The organism is Alphaproteobacteria bacterium (assembly GCA_017308135.1).
In the GTDB taxonomy this organism is placed as follows: Bacteria; Pseudomonadota; Alphaproteobacteria; order CACIAM-22H2; family CACIAM-22H2; genus Tagaea.
The window spans coordinates 113,880-128,505 of sequence record JAFKFM010000016.1; the positions used below are offsets into that span (position 1 = coordinate 113,880).

Genomic DNA, 14,626 nt, shown 5'->3' on the forward strand with positions numbered 1-14,626 from the left:
GGCTTACGCCGCCGCGCCTTCCTTCTCCGCCTTTTCGGCCGCTTCGCGTTCGGCCGCGACGCGGGCCTTGTCGGCCTTGCCCTTGGCTTCGACGTCGCGGTCGACGAGCTCGATCACCGCCATCGTCGCGGCGTCGCCGTAGCGCATGCCCGCGCGCAGCACGCGCGTGTAGCCGCCCTTGCGGGCCTTGTAGCGCTCGGCGAGCGAGGTGAAGACCTTCTCGGCGACGTCCGTGTCCTGCAGCGTCGCGATCGCGGCGCGGCGATTGGCGAGGCCGCCCTTCTTGCCGAGCGTGATCAGCTTCTCGACATAGGGCTTGAGCTCTTTCGCCTTCGAGAGAGTCGTCTTGATCTGCTCGTGGACGATGAGCGACGCCGCCAGATTGGCGAGAGTCGCCTGGCGGTGGGTCGAGGTGCGGCCGATCTTGCGGCCCGCGGCTCCGTGACGCATGGGAACTTACTCCTTAGGAAGCGCCGCTCAGTACGGCTCTTCGAGTTTCTTGGCGAGATCCTCGATGTTCTCGGGCGGCCAGCCGGGGATCTGCATGCCCAGATGCAGGCCCATCTGCGAGAGAACTTCCTTGATCTCGTTGAGCGATTTGCGGCCGAAATTCGGCGTGCGCAGCATCTCGGCTTCGGTCTTTTGGACCAGGTCGCCGATATAGATGATGTTGTCGTTCTTGAGGCAGTTGGCCGAACGGACCGACAGCTCGAGCTCGTCGACCTTGAGGAGCAGGTTCTTGTTGAACGGCAGATCGCCCACGCGCTCTTCGGCGCGCTCGGCGGTCGGCTCCTCGAAGTTGATGAACAGCTGCAACTGGTCCTGGAGGATGCGCGCGGCAAGCGCCACGGCGTCTTCCGGCGTCACGGCGCCGTTGGTCTCGACCTTCATCGACAGCTTGTCGTAGTCGGTGACTTGGCCGACGCGGGTGTTGTCGATCTTGTAGGAGACCTTGCGCACGGGGCTGAACAGCGCGTCGACCGGGATGACGCCGATCGGCGCGTCCGGCATGCGGCTGGTCGAGCCGGCGACGTAGCCCTTGCCCGTTTCGACCGTCATTTCCATATTCAGCTTCGCGCCGTCGTCGAGCGTGCAGATCACGAGATCGGGGTTCATCACCTCGATGTCGTGGCCCGTTTCGATCTGGCCCGCGCGGACTTCGCCGGGGCCCGTGGCCTTCAGCTGAATGCGCTTGGGCCCTTCGCCGTGCATGCGCAGACCGATGGTCTTCACGTTCAGCACGATGTCGGTCACGTCTTCGCGAACGCCCGGCACCGACGAGAATTCGTGCAGCACGCCGTCGATCTTGATCGTGGTGATCGCCGCCCCTTGCAGCGACGACAGCAGCACGCGGCGCAGCGCGTTGCCCAGCGTCAGGCCGAAGCCGCGCTCCAGCGGCTCGGCGACCACGGTCGCTTCGCGCTTCGGGTCGTCGCCGGGCTCGATGTCGAGCTTCTGCGGCTTGATCAGTTCTTTCCAGTTCTTCTGCAACACGTGTTCCTACCTTTCGGTCGGAGGCGGCGGCGCAATCCCCGCGAAGGGAGACGGCGCAACCGCGAAATCGTCGTTACGAGACCCGACGCTGCGAAGCGTCAGACGCGGCGGCGCTTGGGCGGGCGGCAGCCGTTATGCGGGATCGTCGTCACGTCGCGGATCGACGTGATCTGGAACCCGACGGACTGCAGCGCGCGCAAAGCCGATTCGCGGCCCGCACCCGGGCCCTTCACTTCGACTTCCAGCGTGCGCATGCCGTGTTCCATCGCCTTCTTGCCGGCGTCTTCGGCGGCCATCTGCGCGGCGTAGGGCGTCGACTTGCGGCTGCCCTTGAAGCCTTGCGTGCCGGCCGACGACCACGAGATCGTGTTGCCTTGCGCGTCGGTGATCGTGATCATCGTGTTGTTGAACGACGCGTTCACGTGGGCGACGCCCGACGTGATGTTCTTGCGCTCGCGGCGGCGGGTACGCGCGGCGCCTGCGGCTTTCTTCTCGGCCATGGATATCGGTCCTTCGGGGTCCGGAAAACGGGATTACTTCTTCGTCGCGATCTTCTTGCCGGCGATCGGACGGGCCTTGCCCTTGCGGGTGCGCGCGTTGGTGTGCGTGCGCTGGCCGCGGACCGGCAGGCCCTTGCGATGGCGCAGGCCGCGATACGCACCCATGTCCATGAGCCGCTTGATGTTCATCGCGATTTCGCGGCGCAGGTCGCCTTCGACCCGGTGCTCGCGATCGATGTATTCGCGGATCTTCAGCACTTCCTCGTCGGAAAGCTGGTTCACGCGCTTGGCGTCGGGAATGCCGATCTTCTTGCAGATCTCGGCCGCGTTGTTCGGCCCGATGCCGTAGATGTAGCGCAGCGCGATGACAACGCGCTTGCCCGTGGGAATATTGACGCCAGCGATACGCGCCACGATCTTCTCTCCTTCGTCTCGACGTCCGACTTGGACGCCGCTGGTTTCTTTCGAGGCCGCCCGCACCCCCGCCCATTCGGGGTTCGGGGCCGGCGGCCCAATTGCCTAACCTCTCGTCTCGGGCCGTATCGCCTTGATACGACTCGGAAATTCGGTTCCGGCGTCTCGGCGAACGGAAAGGCGCGAAGACAATAGCTTCGCGCCCGCCCTAACCGCCGGTCGTCGGGAGCGGCGGATTATATGAATCCGCCCCCCTGAGTCAACCGTCAGAATCTCGTATAATCCGGGCCCTTTCGGGCCCGTCTCAAACGGCCGGAACCTCCCGGCCGAGAATCGTGCCCAACGCCTTGGTGACCTGGTCCATATCGGCCATCCCGTCGACCGTCTTGAGCACGCCTTGCTCGCGGTAATAGGGGATGATCGGCGCGGTTTGGTCGTGATAGGCCTTGAGGCGCGCGGCGACGGTCTCGGCCTTGTCGTCCGGACGGCGGACGATCTTGGTCGAGCCGCAGGCATCGCACACGCCATCGGCCTTCGAAGGCTTGGTCTGATCGTGATAGACGGCACCGCAAGCGCCGCAGGAATAACGGCCGGAGATGCGCGCGACCAACGCCGCGTCGTCGACCGCGAGTTCGATCACCGAATCGAGCTTCGTGCCCTTGCCCTTCAGCATGGCGTCGAGCGCTTGGGCTTGCGCGACCGTGCGCGGGAACCCGTCGAGGATGAAACCGTTCTTGCAGTCGGGCTCGGCGATGCGCGCTTCGATCATCGCGATCAGGATATCGTCGGAAACGAGCTTACCCGCTTCCATCACGGCTTTGGCGCGCTTGCCGACATCGGTGCCCGCGGCGACGGCCGCGCGCAGCATGTCGCCGGTCGACAGCTGAACGACGTTCAGCGCCTTTTCGATGCGCTTAGCTTGCGTGCCTTTGCCGGCACCCGGCGGTCCCAGAAGAACGATCTTCATGGCGATACGGTCCTCCCCCTCCTGCCGCGTTAGCGGCGGCTCCCGCGCAGCTTGGACTTCTTGATGAGTCCCTCGTACTGGTGGGCGAGCAGATGCGAATGCACCTGCGCCACCGTATCCATCGTCACCGACACGACGATCAGCAGCGACGTGCCGCCGAAGTAGAACGGCACCGAATACTGGCTGATCAGGATTTCCGGCAGCACGCAGATCGCCGCGAGATACGCCGCCCCCAGCACCGTGAGGCGCGTGAGCACGTAGTCGAGATAATCGGCCGTGTTCTTGCCCGGACGGATGCCGGGCACGAAGCCGCCATGCTTCTTCAGATTGTCGGCCGTCTCGGCCGGGTTGAAGACGACGGCGGTGTAGAAGAACGCGAAGAACACGATCATGCCGATATACAGCGCGATATAGAGCGGCTGGCCATGCGACAGATGCGTGGTGAGCCAGGTCAGCCACGCGATTTCGTTGTTCTGGTTGAAATTCACGAAGGTCAGCGGCAGCAGCAGCAGCGACGACGCGAAGATCGGCGGAATGACGCCCGAGGTGTTGAGCTTCAGCGGCAGATGCGACGACTCGCCGCCGAACATCTTGTTGCCGACCTGACGCTTCGGGTACTGCACGACGATGCGGCGCTGCGCGCGTTCGATGAACACGATCGCCATGACGACCAGCACCGACATGACCAGCAGGATCAGGATCACGAAGGTCGACAGCGCGCCGGTGCGGCCCATTTCGAGCGTGGCGCCCAACGCGGTCGGCAGGTTCGCGACGATACCGGCGAAGATAATCAGAGAGATACCGTTGCCGATGCCGCGCTGGGTGATCTGCTCGCCCAGCCACATCAGGAACATCGTGCCGCCGGTCAGCGTGACGACGCAGGTGAAACGGAAGAACCAGCCCGGATCGATGACCGCACCGCCCGAGCCGCCTTGCATGCCTTCCAAACCGACGGCGATGCCGAAGGATTGAAACACGGCGAGCAGCAGCGTCAGGTAACGCGTGTACTGGTTCAGCATCTTGCGGCCCGACTCGCCCTCTTTCTTGAGGGTTTCGAGCTGCGGGGACACGGCGGTCATCAGCTGAATGATGATCGACGCCGTGATGTACGGCATGATGTTGAGCGCGAACAGCGTCATACGCCCGAGCGCGCCGCCCGAGAACATGTCGAACATGCCCAGGATGCCGCCGCGCTGGGATTCGAAAATCTCGCGCAGGATCTGCGGGTCGATGCCCGGCAGCGGAATATAGGTGCCGATCCGGTAGACGATCAGCGCGCCGAGCGTGAACCACAGACGCTTTTTGAGGTCCGTCGCTTTCGCGAAGGCGCCCCAGTTCAACGATTGCGCTAGCTGTTCGGCCGCCGATGCCATCTGTACCGCTCTCCGATCCTCGAAATCTCAACCCTGGAAGATATGGAGGGCCCCGAAGGGCCCTTCCAGGGTCAGATCAAGCGGCCGGTGCGGCGGGCTTGGCCCCGCCCTTCTTGGCTTCCTTGGCCTTGCGCTTGGCCTGACGTTCCTTCTTCGCGGCCTTGTCGGCCTCGACGCGCTCGCGCTTGGTCTCGACGACCGTCACCGTGCCGCCGGCCTTCTCGATCGCGGCCTTCGCCACTTCCGTGATGCCGTGAACGACCAGGTTGACCTTCGCCTTGAGGTCTTCCGCACCGCCGCCGAGGATGCGCAAACCGTCGAACTCGCGGCGCAGCACGCCGGCCTTCACCAGCGCGGCGGCGTCGATCGTGCCGGTCGCGGCGATCATCTTCTCGTCGATCGCCCATTGCAGCTTGCCCAGGTTCAGTTCCTGGTAGCGCAGGCGGAAGACGTTGGTGAAGCCGCGCTTGGGCAGGCGGCGATAGATCGGCGTCTGACCGCCCTCGAAGCCGTTCAGCGCGACGCCCGAGCGCGCGGTCTGGCCCTTGCCGCCGCGGCCCGACGTCTTGCCGAGGCCCGAGCCGATACCGCGGCCGAGGCGCTTGGGCGCCTTGCGCGAGCCGCGATTGTCGCGAATCTGATTGAGCTTCATGGATCGATCCATCTTTTGGAGCTGCGACGTCCCGGCGTTAGGCCGAGACGCGCAACAAATGCTGAACTTTCGCAATCATGCCGCGCACCGAGGGCGTGTCCTCGAGGGTGCGCTTGGAGCGCACCTTGCCGAGGCCCAGACCCACGAGCGTTTCCTTCTGCCCCGGCTTGCGGCCGGCGACGGAGGCGATCTGTTCGACCGTCACGGTTTTCTTGGCCATGGTGATCTCCGATCCTTTTTAGGCGGTCGCGGCGGCGGCCGTGCCGTCGCCTTCGCGGCGGCCGACGATGTCGCCGATCTTCTTCCCGCGCTTGGCGGCCACGCTGCGCGGGCTCGCCATGTGCGTGAAGGCGTCGAACGTCGCCTTGATCATGTTGTGCGGGTTGGACGTGCCCGTCGACTTCGCGACGACGTCCTGCACGCCCAGGCTTTCGAAAATGGCGCGCATCGGGCCGCCGGCGATGATGCCGGTACCCGGTTCGGCCGCGCGCAGCACGACCTTGCCCGCGCCGAAATGGCCGCGCACGTCGTGGTGCAGCGTGCGGCCTTCGCGCAGCGGAACGCGAACCATCGCGCGCTTGGCGTATTCGGTCGCCTTGCGGATCGCTTCCGGGACTTCGCGGGCCTTGCCCGTGCCGTACCCGACCTTGCCCTTGCCGTCGCCGACGACGACGATCGCCGCGAAGCCGAAGCGCTTACCGCCCTTCACGACCTTCGCGACACGGTTGATTGCGACCAGCTTCTCGACCAGTTCGGCCTCATCGCGCTCCGCGCGATCGCCACCGCGATCGCGGCCCCGGCCCCGGCCTTCGCCTTCGCCGCGCCCGCGACGCCGATCTTCGCCGCCGCCTTCTCCGCCCTTGCGTGCCATATGAAGTGCCTTCCTCGAATTCAGATCAGAACGCCAAACCGCCCTCGCGGGCCCCGTCGGCAAGCGCGCGGACGCGCCCGTGATAACGGTAACCGCCGCGGTCGAACGCGACTTCCTTGACGCCGGCCGCAACCGCGCGCTTGGCCAGAAGCTCGCCCACGGCCTTCGCCGCCGCGAGATCCGCGCCCTTCGTGCCGCCGGACTTCAACTCCTTGTCCAGGCTCGACGCCGCGGCGAGGGTCTTGCCCGCCGTGTCGTCGATGATCTGGGCGTAAATGTGCTTGGACGAGCGGAAAATCGACAACCGCACGCGCCCGCCAGCCTTGCGGCGGAGCGCCAAGCGCACGCGCGCCGTGCGGCGCACATGCATCTGTTTCGCTTTTTGAATCGCCATGGCGCGGGTTCCTTACTTCTTCTTGCCTTCCTTGCGGCGGATGGTCTCATCCGCGTACTTGATGCCCTTGCCCTTGTAGGGCTCAGGGCGGCGGAAGGCGCGGATTTCGGAAGCGACCTGACCGACCTTCTGGCGATCCGCGCCGGAAACGGTCAGAAGGACGTTCTTGTCGCCGACCTTGATCGTGATCCCTTCCGGGATCGGATAGATCACTTCGTGGCTGAAACCGATCTTGAGGACCAGGTTCTTGCCTTGAACGTCGGCGCGGAAGCCGACGCCGTTGATCTCCAGATCGCGGGAGAAGCCCGTCTGGGCGCCCTTGACCATGTTGGCGACCAACGCGCGCGACGTGCCCCATGCGGAGCGCGCCTGCTTCGACTGGCTGAGCGGCAGGAAGATCACCTTGCCGCCATCCAGCTTCGCCGAGACTTCGCGATGCAGCGTGAGCGACTGGCGCCCCGCCTTGCCCGCGACAACGACGTTCTGGCCTTTGACTTCGACGGTCACGCCCTGAGGGACGGCGACCGGCGCTTTTCCGATACGAGACATGTTGCCGGCTCCCCGATCAGAATACGGTGCAGAGGACTTCGCCGCCCACGTTCTGGGCGCGGGCCTCGCCGTCCGACATCACGCCACGCGGCGTGGACAGGATCGAAATGCCAAGGCCGCCGTAGAATTTCGGCAGATCCTTGATCTTCGCGTAAACGCGCCGTCCGGGCTTCGACACGCGGGCGATTTCCTTAATCACAGGCTCGCCTTCGTTGTACTTCAGCTCGACCGAGAAGAACGGAACGCTCTTCTTGGCGTCGACCGACGCGTAACCGCGGATGTAACCTTCACGCGCCAGCACGTCGAGCACGTTGGCACGCAACTTCGACGCCGGAACGTCGACCGCCGCACTGCGCTGCGACTGCGCGTTGCGGATGCGCGAAAGCATGTCGCCCAAGGGGTCGCTCATCGCCATGTCCGAATTCCTTCTCTCTTACCAGCTCGACTTGACCATGCCGGGGATCTGGCCGACCGAGGCCAGTTCGCGCAGCTTGATGCGGCAAAGCTTGAACTTGCGGTAGTTGCCGCGCGGGCGGCCGGTGAGCTCGCAACGCAGACGAATGCGCGTCGGCGAGGAGTTGCGCGGAAGTTCGGCGAGCTTGATGCGCGCCTCGAAACGCTCTTCCGCCGACAGCGACTCGTCGGCCGCCGCTTCCTTCAGGCGCGCGCGCTTGCCGGCGTATTGCTTCGCCAGGCGCTCGCGGCGCTTGTTCTTCTCGACCGAACTCTTTTTGGCCATGTCTAAAGGCTCCGGGCGGTCAGTTGTAGAACGGCATGTTGAAGCCCTTCAGAAGCGCCTTGGCTTCCTCGTTGGACTTCGCCGTCGTGACGATGATGATGTCCATGCCCCGGACCGCGTCGATGCGGTCGTAGTTGATTTCCGGGAACACGATCTGCTCCTTGATGCCGAGCGCGTAGTTGCCGCGGCCGTCGAAGGAACGGCCCGACAGCCCGCGGAAGTCGCGCACGCGCGGCAGGGCGATGTTCACCAGACGGTCGAGGAACTCGTACATGCGCGCACCGCGAAGGGTGACCTTCGCGCCGATCGGCAGGCCGCGACGCAGCTTGAAGTTCGCGATCGCCTTGCGCGCGCGGATGACCTGCGGCTTCTGGCCGGTGATCGCCGAGAGTTCGGCGACGGCGGCTTCGAGCTTCTTGGCGTCGTGCGCGGCTTCGCCCACGCCCATGTTCACCACGATCTTCTCGATCTTGGGAACCTGCATGGGGCTCTTGTACCCGAACTCCTTCATGAGCGCGGGACGCACGGCCGACTGATAGTTTTCCTGAAGACGGGTCGTCATGGCTATCACCGATCGATCATTTCGCCGGACCGGCGCGCGAAGCGGAGCTTGCGGCCGTCGACGGTCTTGTAGCCGACCTTCGTCGGCTTACGGTCCTTGGGGTCGATCAAGGCGACGTTCGAGACGTGGATCGGGGCTTCCTTTTCCACGATCCCGCCCGGACGGCCCTGCGTCGGACGCGTATGGCGCTTGACCATATTCACGCCCTGGATCAGCACCGTCTCGTCGTCCGGGAAGACCTTCACGATCTTGCCCGTCTTGCCCTTCTCGCGGCCGGTCAGGACGGCGACTTCGTCGTCTTTACGGACCTTCATCACAGCACCTCCGGCGCCAGCGAGATGATCTTCATGTAGCCCTTGCCGCGCAGCTCGCGCGTGACGGGCCCGAAGATACGCGTCCCGATGGGTTCGCCTTCCTTATTGATCAGCACGGCCGCGTTGCGGTCGAAGCGCACCGACGAGCCGTCGGCGCGGCGGATCTCTTTCGAGGTCCGCACGATCACCGCCTTGTGCACGTCGCCCTTCTTCACGCGGCCCTTCGGAATCGCTTCCTTGACCGACACGACGATGATGTCGCCGATCGAAGCCGTCTTGCGCTGGGAGCCGCCGAGCACCTTGACGCACTGGACGCGGCGCGCGCCCGAGTTGTCGGCGACTTCCAAGTTGGTGCGCATCTGGATCATGGTTTCAGTCCTTCGATGCTGACGTCAGGCGGCGGTGCCGTCGACGACTTCCCAGCACTTGCGCTTGGAAAGCGGCCGGCATTCGCGGATGCGCACGACGTCGCCTTCCTTGATGCGGTTCGTCTCGTCATGCGCCAGATACTTCTTCGAGCGCACGATGAACTTCTTGTAGATCGGGTGCATGACGCGGCGTTCGACACGGACCGTGACGGTCTTGTCCATCGCGTCGGAGGTGCACACGCCTTGGAGAATGCGACGGGGCATGTCTTCTCTCGTCCTCTTCCTCAGGCCTTGGCCGCGGCGGTTTTCGCCGTGCCGCGAGCGCGTTCGGCCAGCAGCGTCTCGATCCGCGCGATGTCGCGGCGAACGGTGCGCACGCGCGCCACGTTCTCGAGCTGGCCGGAGGCCTTCTGGAAACGCAGGTTGAACTGCTCTTTGCGCAGGTCGCCCAGCTGATCCTTCAGCTGGTCGTCCGTCTTGGCGCGGAAATCGGCGGGCTTCGTCATGGTCAGGCCTCGTCGCCCAGACGCGTCACGATGCGCGTCTTGATGGGCAGCTTGGCGGCGGCCAGAACGAACGCCTCTTCGGCGATGTTCTTCGGCACGCCGTCGATCTCGAACAGGATGCGGCCCGGGTTGATGCGGACCACCCAGAATTCGGGCGAACCCTTGCCGGAACCCATGCGGACTTCGGCGGGCTTGCGCGACACGGGCACATCCGGGAACACGCGGATCCACACGCGGCCGGCGCGCTTCAGGTGGCGCGTGATCGTGCGGCGGGCCGCTTCGATCTGGCGCGCGGTCACGCGTTCCGGTTCCAGGGCCTTGAGGCCGTAGGCGCCGAAATTCAGCGTGAAACCGCCCTTGGCGTTGCCGTGGATACGGCCCTTATGCGCCTTGCGGAATTTGGTGCGCTTCGGAGAAAGCATGGTTCTTGCGTCCTATCCTTAGCGCGCGGGCTGCTGTTCCATGGCGCGCTTGTCCTGCGCCATCGGGTCGTGGGCCATGATCTCGCCCTTGAACACCCAAACTTTCACACCGCACGTGCCGTAGGTCGTCTTGGCCGTCGCCGTGCCGAAATCGATCTCGGCGCGCAGCGTGTGCAGCGGCACGCGGCCTTCGCGATACCACTCGATACGCGCGATTTCAGCGCCGCCCAGACGGCCCGAGCAGTTGATCCGGATGCCGAGCGCGCCCAAGCGCATCGCCGACTGAACCGCGCGCTTCATCGCGCGGCGGAAGGCCACGCGGCGCTCCAGCTGCTGGGCGATGTTTTCGGCGATCAGACGCGCGTCGATTTCCGGCTTGCGGATTTCGACGATGTTGAGGCTGACCTCGGCCTTCGTGAGCTTGGCGACTTCCGAGCGCAGCTTTTCGATGTCCGCGCCCTTCTTGCCGATCACCACGCCCGGTCGGGCGGTGTGCAGCGTGATGCGCGCCTTCTTCGCCGGACGCTCGATGACGACGCGGCTCACGCCCGCCTGCATCAGCTTGTCCTGCAGCCACTCGCGCAGACGCAGATCTTCGTGCAGCATCGCGCTGTACCGGCGATCCGCGAACCAGCGCGAATCCCAGGTGCGGTTGATGCCGACGCGCAGACCGATCGGATTGATTTTCTGACCCATGGCGACTCCTCAGGCGGCCTTGGCGGGCTTTTCAGCCTTCGCCTTGGCTTCGGCGGCGCGCTCGCGCACGATCACCGTGAGATGGCTGTACGGCTTGACGATCGACGCCGAACGGCCACGGCCGCGGGCGTGGAAGCGACGCATCTGGATCGACTTGCCGACATGCGCTTCGGCGACGACCAGACGGTCGACGTCGAGCTGATGGTTGTTCTCGGCGTTGGCGATCGCGGCCTGCAGCACCTTCTTGACCGTGCCGGCGATGCGGCGCTTCGAGAAGGTGAGCTCGGCCAGCGCCGTCTGCGCGGCCTTGCCGCGGATCAGTTCGGCGACCACGTTCAGCTTGCGCGGGGAAATCCGGATCGTGCGCAGGATGGCGCGCGCTTCGGTTTCCTTGAGCGACCGGGGACGAGAGGGTTTCGACATGGCTACTTCCTCTCGGCCGACTTGTCGCCGCCCGAGGCCGTGTGGCCGTGGAACGTGCGGGTGGGAGAGAATTCGCCGAATTTGTGGCCGACCATGTTCTCGGTGACCAGAACGGGCAGGAACTTGTGCCCGTTATAGACGCCAAAGGTCAGGCCCACGAATTGCGGGATGATCGTCGAGCGGCGCGACCAGATCTTGATGATCTCGTTGCGACCCGAGGAACGGGTCTTTTCCGCTTTTTTGAGGAGGTATCCATCGACGAATGGACCCTTCCAAACCGAGCGCGACACGGTTCTCCTCCTTACTTCGCGTTACGACGACGGACGATGAGACGGTCCGTCGACTTGTTGTGACGGGTTTTGTAACCCTTGGTCGGCTTACCCCAAGGGGTAACCGGATGGCGCCCGCCCTTCGTACGGCCTTCGCCGCCGCCGTGCGGGTGGTCGATCGGGTTCATGGCGGTGCCGCGAACCGTCGGGCGGATGCCCATCCAGCGCGAGCGACCGGCCTTGCCGATCTTGACGTTCTGATTGTCGGGGTTCGACACCGCGCCGATCGAGGCCCAGGCATCGGCCGAGACCTTGCGCAGTTCGCCCGACGAAAGGCGCAGAATGGCGTAGCCCTGGTCCTTGCCGACGAGCTGCACGTAGGTGCCGGCCGAACGCGCGAGCTGACCGCCGCGGCCGACCTTGAGCTCGACGTTATGCACGACCGTGCCGACCGGGATGTTGCGCAACGGCAGCGCGTTGCCCGGCTTGATGTCCGCCTTGTCGCCGGCGACGACGACATCGCCCGGGGCCAGGCGCTGCGGCGCCAGGATGTAGGCGAACTCGCCGTCCGTGTACTTCACCAACGCGATATACGCCGAACGGTTCGGATCGTATTCGATGCGCTCGACCTTCGCTTCGATGTCGCGCTTGGTGCGCTTGAAATCGACGACGCGGTACTGCTTGCGCGCACCGCCGCCATGATGGCGGGTCGTGATGCGACCGAGATTGTTGCGACCGCCCGTCTTCGACAGACCTTCGACGAGGCCCTTATGCGGGGCGCCCTTCCAAAGGTCGGATTTGTCGACCAGGACGACCTGGCGCAGACCCGGCGTGATCGGCTTGAATGATTTGAGGGCCATAGTTGCCTGTTCCCCGTCAGATCGTCTGCGTGACGTCGATCGACTGGCCTTCGGCGAGCGTGATGATCGCCTTCTTCCAGTCCGAACGCAGACCCGCGCGGCCGCGGAAAACCTTGGTCTTGCCCTTCATGACGGCGGTGTTCACGGCCTTCACCTTGACCGAGAACAAGCCTTCGACGGCCGCCTTGATCAGCGGCTTGGGCGCATCCAGACGCACCTTGAAGGTGATCTGGTTGAATTCCGAACCGCGCGTCGCCTTCTCGGTGATCACGGGCGAAAGAATCACGCCGTACAGCGCGTCCTTCGGAAACTTGCCGGGCTTGGCGTGTCTGTTCACTTCAGGCGCTCCTGCAAAGCGGCGACGGCGTCGCGCGTGAGCACGAGCGTATCGCGGCGGAGGATGTCGTAGACGTTCGCACCCTGAACCGGGAGCACGTCGATATGCGGGATGTTGCGCGCCGCCTTGGCGAAATTGTCGTCCAGCGTGGCGCCGTCGACGAACAGCGCCGCCGAGATGCCGAGCTTGGCGAACTTCGCCGACAGATCCTTCGTCTTGGCGGCGGACAGCTTCGCCTGATCGAGGACGATCAGCTTGCCTTCCTTGGCCTTGGTCGAAAGCGCCGTCTTGAGGGCGAGCTTGCGCACCTTCTTGGGCAGATCATGCGCGTGGCTGCGCGGCGTCGGCCCGAAGATCACGGCGCCGTGGCGCCATTGCGGGGAACGCGTCGAACCCTGGCGCGCGCGGCCCGAGCCCTTCTGCGCCCACGGCCGCTTACTGGTGCCGGAGATTTCGCCGATTTCCTTCGTGTCGTGCGTACCCGCACGGCGCTTGGCGAGCTGCCAGCGAACCATACGCGCCAGAATATCCTGGCGAGGCTCCAGGCCGAACACGTCGTCGGCGAGGTCGATTTCGCCCGCCTGCGCGTTGTCGAGATTTTTGACCGCGATCTTCATCGTTCGATTCCCTACCGTCAGGCCGCGGACTTGCGCAGGCCGGCGGGCAGCGGGGCTTCCTTGGGAAGCTTGCGCTTGACCGCATCCGACACCAGCACCCAGTGACCCGCCTGGCCGGGTACCGCACCCTTGACCATCACGAGACCCTTCTCGGCGTCGGTGGCGATGACCTTGAGCGACTGGACCGTTGCGCGGTCCGTGCCCATGTGGCCGGCCATCTTCTTGCCCTTGAACGTACGACCCGGATCCTGACGCTGACCCGTCGAACCGTGGCTACGATGGCTGATCGACACGCCGTGCGTGGCTTCGAGACCGCGGAAGTTCCAGCGCTTCATGACGCCCTGGAAGCCCTTACCGGTCGCGTGGCCCGCGATGTCGACGAACTGCCCGATGACGAAATGGTCGGCCGCGATTTCGGCGCCCACGTCGAGCAGCTTGTCGGCGGCGACGCGGAATTCCGCGAGCTTCAGCTTCGGCTCGACCTTCGCCTTGGCGAAGTGGCCGCGCATCGGCTTGCCGACGTTCTTGACCTTCGCCTTGCCAGCACCGAGCTGAACGGCCGTGTAGCCGTCCTTCTCCTTCGTGCGGACCGCGACGACTTGGCAGCCGTCGAGCGAGAGCACCGTCACGGGGACGTGGCTGCCGTCTTCGGCGAACAGGCGGGTCATGCCCACCTTCTTTGCGATGATACCCGTACGCATGGCTAGATACTCCCTCGCGTCCGGCTCAGAGCTTGATCTCGACGTCCACGCCGGCGGCGAGGTCGAGCTTCATCAGCGCGTCGACCGTCTGCGGCGTGGGGTCCACGATATCCAGAAGCCGGCGATGCGTCCGGATTTCGAACTGCTCGCGGCTTTCCTTATCGATGTGGGGGCTCCGGTTGACCGTGAAGCGCTCGATGCGCGTGGGCAGCGGGATCGGCCCGCGGACCTGGGCGCCCGTGCGCTTGGCGGTGTTGACGATCTCGCCCGTCGATTGATCGAGGACGCGATGGTCAAACGCCTTGAGCCGGATGCGGATGCTCTGATTCACCATTTCGTTTTCCTGTTTTCTGGCGCCGAGGTCGGCGGCCGAAGCCGCCGCCTTTCGTGCCGGAAGACTATCTCTCTACTACTCGATGATCTTGGCGACGACGCCGGCGCCGACGGTACGCCCACCCTCGCGGATGGCGAAGCGCAGGCCTTCGTCCATCGCGATCGGCGCGATCAGGTGAACTTCCATGGCGACGTTGTCGCCCGGCATCACCATCTCCGTGCCTTCCGGCAGGTGCACCATGCCCGTCACGTCCGTCGTGCGGAA

28 protein-coding genes are annotated in these 14,626 nt (G+C 64.9%); all 28 read right to left on the reverse strand.

Annotated elements, in window-relative coordinates:
• Positions 1-3: 3 nt before the first annotated feature.
• Positions 4-450 (reverse strand): 50S ribosomal protein L17, encoded by a 447-nt coding sequence (gene rplQ, locus J0H39_25495; protein ID MBN9500119.1) that lies wholly within the window; start codon positions 448-450, stop codon positions 4-6.
• Between the two features lie 27 nt (positions 451-477).
• Positions 478-1,494, reverse strand: coding sequence for a DNA-directed RNA polymerase subunit alpha (locus J0H39_25500; protein ID MBN9500120.1), 1,017 nt, complete (start codon positions 1,492-1,494; stop codon positions 478-480).
• A 98-nt stretch (positions 1,495-1,592) separates the two neighbouring features.
• Positions 1,593-1,994, reverse strand: coding sequence for a 30S ribosomal protein S11 (gene rpsK, locus J0H39_25505; protein MBN9500121.1), 402 nt, complete (start codon positions 1,992-1,994; stop codon positions 1,593-1,595).
• Positions 1,995-2,027: 33 nt separating this feature from the next.
• Entirely contained in the window at positions 2,028-2,408 is a 381-nt protein-coding gene (gene rpsM / locus J0H39_25510) for a 30S ribosomal protein S13 (GenBank protein ID MBN9500122.1), read from the reverse strand.
• A gap of 304 nt (positions 2,409-2,712) precedes the next feature.
• Positions 2,713-3,375 carry an adenylate kinase gene (locus J0H39_25515; GenBank protein ID MBN9500123.1) on the reverse strand — a complete coding sequence of 221 codons (663 nt, stop codon included), beginning with the start codon at positions 3,373-3,375 and terminating at the stop codon, positions 2,713-2,715.
• 29 nt (positions 3,376-3,404) lie between these two features.
• Positions 3,405-4,748, reverse strand: a complete 1,344-nt coding sequence (gene secY, locus J0H39_25520; GenBank protein MBN9500124.1) for a preprotein translocase subunit SecY — start codon at positions 4,746-4,748, stop codon at positions 3,405-3,407.
• A gap of 76 nt (positions 4,749-4,824) precedes the next feature.
• Positions 4,825-5,400, reverse strand: coding sequence for a 50S ribosomal protein L15 (locus J0H39_25525; GenBank protein ID MBN9500125.1), 576 nt, complete (start codon positions 5,398-5,400; stop codon positions 4,825-4,827).
• A gap of 37 nt (positions 5,401-5,437) precedes the next feature.
• Positions 5,438-5,620 carry a 50S ribosomal protein L30 gene (gene rpmD, locus J0H39_25530; protein ID MBN9500126.1) on the reverse strand — a complete coding sequence of 61 codons (183 nt, stop codon included), beginning with the start codon at positions 5,618-5,620 and terminating at the stop codon, positions 5,438-5,440.
• 18 nt (positions 5,621-5,638) lie between these two features.
• Positions 5,639-6,271, reverse strand: a complete 633-nt coding sequence (gene rpsE / locus J0H39_25535) for a 30S ribosomal protein S5 (protein ID MBN9500127.1) — start codon at positions 6,269-6,271, stop codon at positions 5,639-5,641.
• Positions 6,272-6,296: 25 nt separating this feature from the next.
• A complete protein-coding gene (rplR, locus tag J0H39_25540; GenBank protein ID MBN9500128.1) occupies positions 6,297-6,665 on the reverse strand; it encodes a 50S ribosomal protein L18 in 369 nt (122 codons plus the stop codon).
• 12 nt (positions 6,666-6,677) lie between these two features.
• A complete protein-coding gene (gene rplF / locus J0H39_25545) occupies positions 6,678-7,214 on the reverse strand; it encodes a 50S ribosomal protein L6 (protein ID MBN9500129.1) in 537 nt (178 codons plus the stop codon).
• A gap of 16 nt (positions 7,215-7,230) precedes the next feature.
• The gene (rpsH, locus tag J0H39_25550; protein ID MBN9500130.1) at positions 7,231-7,629 is read right to left on the reverse strand and encodes a 30S ribosomal protein S8; all 399 of its coding nucleotides are present in this window, start codon (positions 7,627-7,629) and stop codon (positions 7,231-7,233) included.
• An 18-nt stretch (positions 7,630-7,647) separates the two neighbouring features.
• A complete protein-coding gene (gene rpsN, locus J0H39_25555) occupies positions 7,648-7,953 on the reverse strand; it encodes a 30S ribosomal protein S14 (GenBank protein MBN9500131.1) in 306 nt (101 codons plus the stop codon).
• A 19-nt stretch (positions 7,954-7,972) separates the two neighbouring features.
• Entirely contained in the window at positions 7,973-8,515 is a 543-nt protein-coding gene (gene rplE, locus J0H39_25560; GenBank protein MBN9500132.1) for a 50S ribosomal protein L5, read from the reverse strand.
• 5 nt (positions 8,516-8,520) lie between these two features.
• The gene (gene rplX / locus J0H39_25565; GenBank protein MBN9500133.1) at positions 8,521-8,829 is read right to left on the reverse strand and encodes a 50S ribosomal protein L24; all 309 of its coding nucleotides are present in this window, start codon (positions 8,827-8,829) and stop codon (positions 8,521-8,523) included.
• Positions 8,829-9,197 (reverse strand): 50S ribosomal protein L14, encoded by a 369-nt coding sequence (gene rplN / locus J0H39_25570; protein ID MBN9500134.1) that lies wholly within the window; start codon positions 9,195-9,197, stop codon positions 8,829-8,831. The genes rplX and rplN overlap by 1 nt, the downstream gene beginning before the upstream one ends.
• A 24-nt stretch (positions 9,198-9,221) precedes the next feature.
• Entirely contained in the window at positions 9,222-9,461 is a 240-nt protein-coding gene (gene rpsQ / locus J0H39_25575; protein MBN9500135.1) for a 30S ribosomal protein S17, read from the reverse strand.
• A 20-nt stretch (positions 9,462-9,481) separates the two neighbouring features.
• On the reverse strand, positions 9,482-9,703 hold the full coding sequence (gene rpmC / locus J0H39_25580; GenBank protein MBN9500136.1) for a 50S ribosomal protein L29: 222 nt from the start codon (positions 9,701-9,703) through the stop codon (positions 9,482-9,484).
• A gap of 2 nt (positions 9,704-9,705) precedes the next feature.
• On the reverse strand, positions 9,706-10,125 hold the full coding sequence (gene rplP / locus J0H39_25585; protein ID MBN9500137.1) for a 50S ribosomal protein L16: 420 nt from the start codon (positions 10,123-10,125) through the stop codon (positions 9,706-9,708).
• Between the two features lie 18 nt (positions 10,126-10,143).
• Positions 10,144-10,821: a 30S ribosomal protein S3 gene (rpsC, locus tag J0H39_25590; protein MBN9500138.1), complete on the reverse strand. Its 678-nt coding sequence runs from the start codon at positions 10,819-10,821 to the stop codon at positions 10,144-10,146.
• Between the two features lie 9 nt (positions 10,822-10,830).
• The gene (gene rplV / locus J0H39_25595; GenBank protein ID MBN9500139.1) at positions 10,831-11,244 is read right to left on the reverse strand and encodes a 50S ribosomal protein L22; all 414 of its coding nucleotides are present in this window, start codon (positions 11,242-11,244) and stop codon (positions 10,831-10,833) included.
• A 2-nt stretch (positions 11,245-11,246) separates the two neighbouring features.
• Complete coding sequence (rpsS, locus tag J0H39_25600) at positions 11,247-11,534, reverse strand: 30S ribosomal protein S19 (protein ID MBN9500140.1); 288 nt, start codon at positions 11,532-11,534, stop codon at positions 11,247-11,249.
• Between the two features lie 11 nt (positions 11,535-11,545).
• Positions 11,546-12,373, reverse strand: a complete 828-nt coding sequence (gene rplB, locus J0H39_25605) for a 50S ribosomal protein L2 (protein ID MBN9500141.1) — start codon at positions 12,371-12,373, stop codon at positions 11,546-11,548.
• 16 nt (positions 12,374-12,389) lie between these two features.
• Positions 12,390-12,710 carry a 50S ribosomal protein L23 gene (locus J0H39_25610; GenBank protein MBN9500142.1) on the reverse strand — a complete coding sequence of 107 codons (321 nt, stop codon included), beginning with the start codon at positions 12,708-12,710 and terminating at the stop codon, positions 12,390-12,392.
• Positions 12,707-13,327: a 50S ribosomal protein L4 gene (gene rplD / locus J0H39_25615; protein MBN9500143.1), complete on the reverse strand. Its 621-nt coding sequence runs from the start codon at positions 13,325-13,327 to the stop codon at positions 12,707-12,709. The genes J0H39_25610 and rplD overlap by 4 nt, the downstream gene beginning before the upstream one ends.
• A 17-nt stretch (positions 13,328-13,344) precedes the next feature.
• Positions 13,345-14,028, reverse strand: a complete 684-nt coding sequence (gene rplC, locus J0H39_25620; GenBank protein ID MBN9500144.1) for a 50S ribosomal protein L3 — start codon at positions 14,026-14,028, stop codon at positions 13,345-13,347.
• A gap of 25 nt (positions 14,029-14,053) precedes the next feature.
• The gene (gene rpsJ / locus J0H39_25625; protein MBN9500145.1) at positions 14,054-14,362 is read right to left on the reverse strand and encodes a 30S ribosomal protein S10; all 309 of its coding nucleotides are present in this window, start codon (positions 14,360-14,362) and stop codon (positions 14,054-14,056) included.
• A gap of 75 nt (positions 14,363-14,437) precedes the next feature.
• The coding region (tuf, locus tag J0H39_25630; protein MBN9500146.1) for an elongation factor Tu at positions 14,438-14,626 on the reverse strand (189 nt) is incomplete at its 5' end.

What these genes read in the sequence shown, in the direction of transcription:
- rplN (MBN9500134.1), bottom strand. Translation starts at nt 9,197, where the DNA reads ATGATCCAGATGCGCACCAACTTGGAAGTCGCCGACAACTCGGGCGCG.
- rplC (MBN9500144.1), bottom strand. Translation starts at nt 14,028, where the DNA reads ATGCGTACGGGTATCATCGCAAAGAAGGTGGGCATGACCCGCCTGTTC.
- rpsE (MBN9500127.1), bottom strand. Translation starts at nt 6,271, where the DNA reads ATGGCACGCAAGGGCGGAGAAGGCGGCGGCGAAGATCGGCGTCGCGGG.
- rpsC (MBN9500138.1), bottom strand. Translation starts at nt 10,821, where the DNA reads ATGGGTCAGAAAATCAATCCGATCGGTCTGCGCGTCGGCATCAACCGC.
- J0H39_25525 (MBN9500125.1), bottom strand. Translation starts at nt 5,400, where the DNA reads ATGAAGCTCAATCAGATTCGCGACAATCGCGGCTCGCGCAAGGCGCCC.
- rpsJ (MBN9500145.1), bottom strand. Translation starts at nt 14,362, where the DNA reads ATGGTGAATCAGAGCATCCGCATCCGGCTCAAGGCGTTTGACCATCGC.
- rplV (MBN9500139.1), bottom strand. Translation starts at nt 11,244, where the DNA reads ATGTCGAAACCCTCTCGTCCCCGGTCGCTCAAGGAAACCGAAGCGCGC.
- rplD (MBN9500143.1), bottom strand. Translation starts at nt 13,327, where the DNA reads ATGAAGATCGCGGTCAAAAATCTCGACAACGCGCAGGCGGGCGAAATC.
- rpsN (MBN9500131.1), bottom strand. Translation starts at nt 7,953, where the DNA reads ATGGCCAAAAAGAGTTCGGTCGAGAAGAACAAGCGCCGCGAGCGCCTG.
- rplQ (MBN9500119.1), bottom strand. Translation starts at nt 450, where the DNA reads ATGCGTCACGGAGCCGCGGGCCGCAAGATCGGCCGCACCTCGACCCAC.
- rplB (MBN9500141.1), bottom strand. Translation starts at nt 12,373, where the DNA reads ATGGCCCTCAAATCATTCAAGCCGATCACGCCGGGTCTGCGCCAGGTC.
- rplF (MBN9500129.1), bottom strand. Translation starts at nt 7,214, where the DNA reads ATGTCTCGTATCGGAAAAGCGCCGGTCGCCGTCCCTCAGGGCGTGACC.
- J0H39_25515 (MBN9500123.1), bottom strand. Translation starts at nt 3,375, where the DNA reads ATGAAGATCGTTCTTCTGGGACCGCCGGGTGCCGGCAAAGGCACGCAA.
- rplE (MBN9500132.1), bottom strand. Translation starts at nt 8,515, where the DNA reads ATGACGACCCGTCTTCAGGAAAACTATCAGTCGGCCGTGCGTCCCGCG.
- rpsK (MBN9500121.1), bottom strand. Translation starts at nt 1,994, where the DNA reads ATGGCCGAGAAGAAAGCCGCAGGCGCCGCGCGTACCCGCCGCCGCGAG.
- rplR (MBN9500128.1), bottom strand. Translation starts at nt 6,665, where the DNA reads ATGGCGATTCAAAAAGCGAAACAGATGCATGTGCGCCGCACGGCGCGC.
- rpmD (MBN9500126.1), bottom strand. Translation starts at nt 5,620, where the DNA reads ATGGCCAAGAAAACCGTGACGGTCGAACAGATCGCCTCCGTCGCCGGC.
- rplP (MBN9500137.1), bottom strand. Translation starts at nt 10,125, where the DNA reads ATGCTTTCTCCGAAGCGCACCAAATTCCGCAAGGCGCATAAGGGCCGT.
- rpsH (MBN9500130.1), bottom strand. Translation starts at nt 7,629, where the DNA reads ATGGCGATGAGCGACCCCTTGGGCGACATGCTTTCGCGCATCCGCAAC.
- rpmC (MBN9500136.1), bottom strand. Translation starts at nt 9,703, where the DNA reads ATGACGAAGCCCGCCGATTTCCGCGCCAAGACGGACGACCAGCTGAAG.
- secY (MBN9500124.1), bottom strand. Translation starts at nt 4,748, where the DNA reads ATGGCATCGGCGGCCGAACAGCTAGCGCAATCGTTGAACTGGGGCGCC.
- rplX (MBN9500133.1), bottom strand. Translation starts at nt 8,829, where the DNA reads ATGAAGGTCCGTAAAGACGACGAAGTCGCCGTCCTGACCGGCCGCGAG.
- rpsQ (MBN9500135.1), bottom strand. Translation starts at nt 9,461, where the DNA reads ATGCCCCGTCGCATTCTCCAAGGCGTGTGCACCTCCGACGCGATGGAC.